The 7546-nt window shown below is 34.1% G+C and carries 6 protein-coding genes; all 6 read left to right on the top strand.

Going from position 1 to position 7546, the window contains the following annotated elements; all coding sequences use genetic code 11:
- Positions 1-215 precede the first annotated feature (215 nt).
- Complete coding sequence (glyA, locus tag HMPREF1984_RS10150; RefSeq protein WP_021767912.1) at positions 216-1460, top strand: serine hydroxymethyltransferase; 1245 nt, start codon at positions 216-218, stop codon at positions 1458-1460.
- A 71-nt stretch (positions 1461-1531) separates the two neighbouring features.
- The gene (gene rph, locus HMPREF1984_RS10145) at positions 1532-2224 is read left to right on the top strand and encodes a ribonuclease PH (RefSeq protein ID WP_021767911.1); all 693 of its coding nucleotides are present in this window, start codon (positions 1532-1534) and stop codon (positions 2222-2224) included.
- Between the two features lie 150 nt (positions 2225-2374).
- The gene (locus tag HMPREF1984_RS10140; protein ID WP_021767910.1) at positions 2375-2890 is read left to right on the top strand and encodes a PTS glucose transporter subunit IIA; all 516 of its coding nucleotides are present in this window, start codon (positions 2375-2377) and stop codon (positions 2888-2890) included.
- 243 nt (positions 2891-3133) lie between these two features.
- Positions 3134-5065: an aconitate hydratase gene (locus HMPREF1984_RS10135; RefSeq protein ID WP_021767909.1), complete on the top strand. Its 1932-nt coding sequence runs from the start codon at positions 3134-3136 to the stop codon at positions 5063-5065.
- Positions 5066-5125: 60 nt separating this feature from the next.
- On the top strand, positions 5126-6130 hold the full coding sequence (locus tag HMPREF1984_RS10130) for an isocitrate/isopropylmalate dehydrogenase family protein (RefSeq protein WP_021767908.1): 1005 nt from the start codon (positions 5126-5128) through the stop codon (positions 6128-6130).
- 24 nt (positions 6131-6154) lie between these two features.
- Positions 6155-7483, top strand: a complete 1329-nt coding sequence (locus tag HMPREF1984_RS10125) for a citrate/2-methylcitrate synthase (RefSeq protein ID WP_021767907.1) — start codon at positions 6155-6157, stop codon at positions 7481-7483.
- Positions 7484-7546: the final 63 nt, after the last annotated feature.

The following is a 7546-nucleotide window of genomic DNA, read 5'->3' as shown; positions in this document are numbered from 1 at the left end:
TATGGTTTAAATTAGTGCGAACATTCGCACCAAATACTGATTTAACTGATGTGTATTTTGTAATTTTACAAATTAGTAATTTATGTTATAATATTTATGCAAATACCCAAAGGATAAAAGCTATATTGTGTAATAAATAAAATTGTGATAAAGAAGGCTGGATAAATTCAGCTTTTTTTGTTATAATGAAGAAAAGCAACCGATAGGGAGGATATATGGAATATATTAAGAATTGCGATTTAGAAGTGTATAACGCAATAGTGGAAGAAGAAAAGAGACAGGAAGAAGGAATAGAATTAATAGCATCAGAAAATTTTGTATCAAAGGCAGTTATGGAGGCTGCAGGTTCTGTATTTACAAATAAATATGCGGAAGGATATCCTGAAAAAAGATATTATGGGGGATGTGCAAATGCAGATACTGTGGAACAGCTGGCAATTGACAGACTGAAGAAAATTTTTGGGGCGAAATTTGCAAATGTTCAGCCACACTCAGGATCACAGGCTAACATGGGAGTTTATGTTTCATTGCTGGAAGCAGGAGATAAAATTCTTGGAATGGGACTAAGTTCAGGTGGCCATTTGACACATGGATATAAAATAAACTTTTCAGGGAAAAATTACGTAGGAATTGAATATGGATTAAATCCTGAAACAGAAATGCTGGATTATGACGAAATAAGAAGACTTGCCATTCAGGAAAAACCGCAGATAATAGTTGCAGGGGCAAGTGCTTATTCAAGAGTAATTGATTTTAAGAAGTTTAGGGAAATTGCTGATGAAGTTGGAGCTTATTTAATGGTGGATATGGCACACATTGCCGGACTTGTAGCGGCAGGAGAACACCCAAATCCAATGGAATATGCCGACATTGTAACTTCAACAACTCATAAAACAATGAGAGGGCCTCGTGGTGGAATAATCCTTACAAATAATGAAGAAATAGCTAAAAAAATTGATAAGGCAATATTCCCGGGAATCCAAGGTGGTCCGTTAATGCATATAATAGCCGCAAAGGCAGTGGCATTTAAGGAAGCATTGTCACCTGAATTTAAAGAATATCAGAAACAGGTTGTGAAAAATGCAAAAGCTATGGCAGATGCCCTTGTAAAAGGTGGATTGAGAATAGTAAGTGGCGGTACTGACAATCATTTAATGCTTGTAGACTTAAGACCTAAGGGAGTTACAGGAAAAATGGCTGAAGAAGGTCTTGAAAAGGCAGGAATAACTTGTAATAAAAATTCTATTCCAAATGATCCGGAAAAACCCTTCATAACAAGTGGAATAAGACTTGGAACTCCGGCAATAACAGCAAGGGGAATGAAGGAAGATGAAGCTGTCCAGATAGCTGAAATGATAATTAAAGTATTGGAAAATGTTAATGATGATGAAAAAATAGCAGAAGTTAAAAATGAAGTTTTGAAATTGGCAGAAAAGTTTCCTCTTTATAAGGGAAAATAATGACAGACATTAGAAATTTATTTCGAAAGTTTATTTTGCTTTTGGTTTAAGCAGGAAGAGGAGATATTTTAGTGAGAACTGGTAGAAAAAATGATGAAATGAGAGAAGTACGGGTAACAAAAAATTATATAATGCATCCTGAAGGGTCTGTACTGATAGAATTTGGAAATACAAAAGTTATATGTAATGCGACAGTTGAGGAAAAAATTCCACCCTTTCTGAGAGGAAGTGGAACGGGTTGGATAACTGCAGAATACAGTATGCTTCCAAGGGCAACAAATAATCGTGTTCAGAGGGAAGCTTCAAAAGGAAAGGTTGCCGGAAGGACGATGGAAATACAGCGTCTGATTGGAAGGGCATTACGTTCATCAATTGATTTGAGTAAGCTCGGAGAAAGAACGATTATAATAGACTGTGATGTAATTCAGGCAGACGGTGGAACAAGAACTGCTTCAATTACGGGAGCGTATCTTGCTATGGAACTTGCCATAGAAAAGCTAATTGATGACGGAAAGCTGAATGAAATACCGATAATTTCCAAAGTAGCCGCAATTAGTGTTGGAAAAATAAAAAATGACATACTGCTTGATCTGGAATATGAAGAAGATTCCAAGGCAGATGTGGATATGAACATTATTATGAATGACAAGGGAGAATTTATTGAAATTCAAGGAACTGGAGAAGAAGCAACGTTTACTCAGGATGATCTTATGAAGTTTATTGCAGTTTCAAAAAATGCCTTTGAAAAATTATTTGAATTATAATTGGAAATGTAAGAATGATTATAAATCAAAATAGTTATAAATAAAGAAAAAATTGGCTATTTATTCATTGACTATTTATTCTTTATATGGTACATTTATATATATATTAAACAATGTTAATTATATAATAAAATTTTATGGAGGTCTAAAATGGGTTTATTCGATTTATTCAAAGGGAAAAAAGAAGCTGAAACACAAGAATTTAATGGAAAGGTATTTGCACCAATTTCAGGAAAGCTTTTACCTTTATCAGAAGTACCTGATGAAGTTTTTGCTCAAAAAATGATAGGGGATGGAATAGCTATTGAGCCATCAGAATCAGGAGTAATGTTAGCACCTGCAGATGGGAAACTTGAAAAAATATTTGAAACAAATCATGCGTTCAGTATTGTAACACCTTCAGGATTAGAAATATTCGTTCACTTTGGAATGGATACAGTAAAACTTGAAGGAAAAGGATTTGAAAGATTAGTAAATGAAGGAGATGTTGTAAAAAAAGGAACTCCTCTAATTAAGTATGATTATGATTTCTTAAAGGAAAATGCTAAATCAATAATTACTCCTGTAATTATTTCAAATTCAGATGAATTTGGAGCATTAAATGGTGTAGAATCAGGAAATGCTGTAGCTGGAGAAACATTAGTTTTAGATGTTCAAAAAAAATAATGTAAAATAAAAAATACAGAAGAACTGTTTGGAAATGGGAAATTCCATTTTCTGCAACAGTTCTTTTTTTTGTAATTATATTAATTGTATATAGTTTTATCTTTTAAAGATATATATAATAGATTTTTTAATAATGAAAATATATGGGCTTTTCATGGGAATTTATTGACTAGGGTAAATTAAAAGTTATATAATAATTTCATTGATACTAAAATAAAATGAAATTTGGGAGGAAATCTAATTATGGGAATGAACTTAACCTATAAAATATTAAGCAATAACTTGATAAAAGGTGAGTTAAAAGCGGGAAATGAAATCGCTGTCAGAGTTCATCAGACTTTGACACAGGATTCAACAGGAACAATGGCGTATCTTCAGTTGAATTCCATGAATATAGAAGATGTTGCAACAGAAGTTTCTGTAGCTTATGTAGATCACAATATGCTTCAGTCAAGCTTTGAAAATGCAGATGACCATGAATTTATAAAAACATCTGCAGCAAGACATAACATTATTTTTTCAAAACCTGGGAACGGAATATGCCACAGATTACATCTTGAAAAATTTGGAAAACCTGGAAAAATATTAATTGGTTCTGACAGTCATACTCCTACAGGTGGAGGACTTGGAATGATTGCAATAGGAGCAGGAGGACTTGATGTTGCCATAGGAATGGCTAGAGGACTTTACTATCTGAAGGCTCCAAAAGTTTATAATATTGAACTGAAGGGAAAACTGCAGCCATGGGTATCTGCAAAGGATATAATTCTTCACGTTTTAAGAAAGCTTACTGTTAAAGGTGGAGTAGGATATGTGATGGAATACACCGGAGAAGGGATAAAATGTCTTTCAGTGGAGGACAGGGCTACCATTACAAATATGGGAGCTGAACTTGGGGCGACTACATCGATATTTCCAAGTGATGAACTGACAAGGGATTTTTTCAAAAAGCAGTCCAGGGAAGAGGATTTTATAGAAATGATGCCTGATGAAGATGCAGAGTATGATGAAAAATTAGTTGTAAATCTGGATGAACTTGTACCTCTTGCGGCTTTTCCGCATAGTCCTGATAATGTTCATGAAATACCTGAAGAAAAGATAAAGGTGGATCAGATAGCAATCGGTTCGTGTACAAATTCTTCCTATTCTGATTTTATGAAGCTGGCGGCTATTCTGGATGGGAAAAAGGTACATCCTGATGTGAGTCTTGTTTTATCTCCAGGATCAAGCAGTATTATGAAAATGGTTTCTGAAAATGGAGCATTGTCAAAGTTTATTGCTGCAGGAGCAAGACTTCTTGAAGCAGCCTGCGGACCATGTATAGGAATGGGGCAGGCACCTAAATCAAATGGAATATCATTGAGAACATTTAACAGAAACTTTAAGGGAAGATGTGGAACAATGGATGCAGGAGTTTATCTAGTAAGTACAGAAACAGCGGCAGCATCAGCGTTGACAGGGTATCTTACAGACCCTAGGGAACTGGGAGATGAAATAAAAGTAGATTTCCCTGAAAAATATGATGTTTCAGATAATTATTATATTTATCCTTCTGCTGATAAAAAGGAAAGAGGGAATGTAGAAATAATAATGGGGCCAAATATAAAGCCATTTCCAGTTGGAGAAAAGTTACAGGACAGTTTTACAAAGAAAGTGATATTGAAAACAAAGGATAATATAACAACAGATGATATATGTCCTTCCAATGCGGCATTACTTCCTTTCAGATCTAATATACCTAAACTTTCTGAACACTGTTTTCAGACTATAATTCCTGATTTTAAGGAAAGAGCTGAAAAGAATAATGGTGGAATTATTGTAGGTGGAGATAACTATGGTCAAGGTTCGAGCAGGGAACATGCGGCACTTCTTCCACTTTATCTTGGTATAAAGGCTGTAATAGCAAAATCATTTGCAAGAATACATAAAGCCAACCTTATAAACAGTGGAATTCTTCCATTGGAATTCATCAGTTCTGCAGATTATGACTCAATTGATGAATATGATGAACTGGAATTGACAAACATAAAAGAATCTCTGGAAAAGGGAGAATTTATAGTAAAAAACAAAACAAAAAATACAGAATTTAAAGTTAAATTTAATGGATCAGAAAGAGAATTAAAGATACTGGGTTATGGAGGATATCTGTCATTTGCCATGTCAGATGAGTTTTAGACAGAAAGAATTCACAGGGTAGTAAAATTGAGGTTTTGAAAAATATATGGAGGTTTGTTTATGAATAAAATAGTTACATTAATACCAGGAGACGGTATCGGACCTGAAATATCAGAAAGTTTAAAAAATATTTTTGAAGCTGCAGGAGTTCCTATCAGTTTTGAAACAGAAAATGCAGGGACAGAAGTATATGAAAAAACAGGGGAACTGATACCTGAAAGTCTTTATAAAAGTGTGGAAAAGAATAAAATTGCCATAAAGGGACCTATTGGAACACCGATTGGAAAAGGATTCAGAAGTATAAATGTATATTTGAGAAAAAAATACGACCTTTACGCAAATATAAGACCATGCAGAAATTTACCTGGAGTAAAGACAAGATTTGAAAATGTTGATATTGTAATATTCAGGGAAAATACAGAAGGAATTTATATAGGTGAAGAACAGTATGAGAATGAAGAAAAGACCACTGCTATTGCAATTAAAAGAATTACAGAAAAGGGAAGCCACAGAATAATAAAATCAGCATTTGAATATGCTAAAAATAATAATCTGGATAAGGTTACAGTTGTCCACAAGGCTAATATCCTGAAGTTGACAGATGGTCTCTTCCTTGAAATTGCAAGAAAAGTTGCAGAGGAATACCCTGGAATTACACTTGAAGAAACAATAATTGACAATATGTGTATGCAGCTTGTAAGCAGACCTGAAAAATATAAGGTTATTGTAACGATGAATTTATATGGAGATATTCTTTCGGATCTTGTGGCAGGGCTTGTAGGTGGCCTTGGAATTGCTCCCGGAGCAAATGTAGGAGATGACATTGCAATATTTGAAGCTGTGCATGGATCGGCACCTGATATTGCAGGCCGAAATAAGGCAAATCCCCTTGCTCTTATACTTTCAGGAATTGAAATGCTGAAATATATGAATCTTAATGATTATGCTGACAAAATAGAGAAGGCCGTATTAAAAACATTGGAAGTTTCAAATGTGAAAACTGCAGATTTGGGGGGAACAGCTTCAACAACTGAATTTACTGAAAAAATTATTGAAAATCTTTAGTTCATTTAAATTAGGAGGAAAACCATGAAAAGTGATTTTATAAAGGAAATGTGTAATCTCATACATGAGAATAACTTCATTTCTGAAGAACTGTATGATGAACTGGATGTAAAAAGAGGGCTACGTAACAAAAATGGAACAGGGGTTCTTGTCGGACTTACAAAAATAGGATCTGTCCAAGGATATAGTGTTCAGGAAGGTAAGAAAATTCCTGAAGAAGGAAGACTTTATTATAGAGGATTCCTTATTGAAGATATTTTGAAGGAATTTGGAAAAGAGAAGTTTTTTTCCTTTGAAAAGACAATGTTTTTATTACTTTTTGGGAAAATTCCTACAAATTTTGAACTTAAGATGTTTAACAGTACATTAAAAGAATATCGTACACTGCCTGATGAATTTATAGAAAATTTTATTTTAAGGCAGCCGAGTAAAGATATAATGAACCAGCTTCAGAGAACAGTTTTATGTCTTTACACTATTGATAAAAATCCTGATGATACTTCGCTTGAAAACTTGATTAATCAGGCTCTTCATCTTATTGCAAAGTTTCCAAGCCTTCTGGTTTACAGCTATCATGCTGTAAATCATAAGCATTTTAAGCAAAGTTTTATTATTCATAATCCTGTAAAGGAATACAGTATTGCCCAGAATATACTTCATATGCTGAGACCTGACAGCAGTTTTACTGCTCTGGAGGCTGAAATACTTGATTTGATACTCCTTATTCATGCTGAACATGGAGGAGGAAATAACTCCACATTTACTTCGCATGTTGTTTCTTCAACAGGAACAGATACATATTCTTCAGTTTCCGCATCTATAGGTTCACTTAAAGGGCCTTTACACGGAGGGGCAAACTGTATGGTTTCCAATATGATTGAGGATATAAAGAAGAATTGCAGTTACACTAACGAAGAATTTCTGAAGGAGTATATAAGAAAAATATTTATGGGTGAAGCATTTGACGGAAGTGGCAAGGTTTACGGAATGGGACATGCAATTTATACACTTTCAGATCCGAGAGCTGTTATTTTAAAGAAAAAAGCCTATGAGCTTGCAAAAGAAAAAGGCCAGCTTGAAGAATTTGAACTGTTCAGCAATGTGGAAAAATTTACAAAGGAAATAGGTAAGGAAATTAAAGGGGAAGGTTTTGAAATATGTGCAAATGTTGATTTATATTCAGGATTTGTTTATAAGCTTCTCAACATTCCAACAAATATTTTTACTCCGCTATTTGCCCTTGCCAGAATAGCAAGCTGGAATGCCCACAGAATCGAGCAGATTACAAGTGATAAGAAGATTATACGTCCAGCATATAAGGCGATAGATGTACATGGTAAATTGCTGGTATAAAATTAATTGAAGAGAAAATAATCTTAATCTAAAAGAGGTTGTTTCAAAATAGTAAAAATTAAA

The sequence above is a fragment of the Leptotrichia sp. oral taxon 215 str. W9775 genome, assembly GCF_000469505.1.
Lineage (GTDB): Bacteria > Fusobacteriota > Fusobacteriia > Fusobacteriales > Leptotrichiaceae > Leptotrichia_A.
The sequence above is the reverse complement of the archived record's forward strand: the minus strand, read 5'-3'. Positions and strand labels throughout refer to the sequence as shown.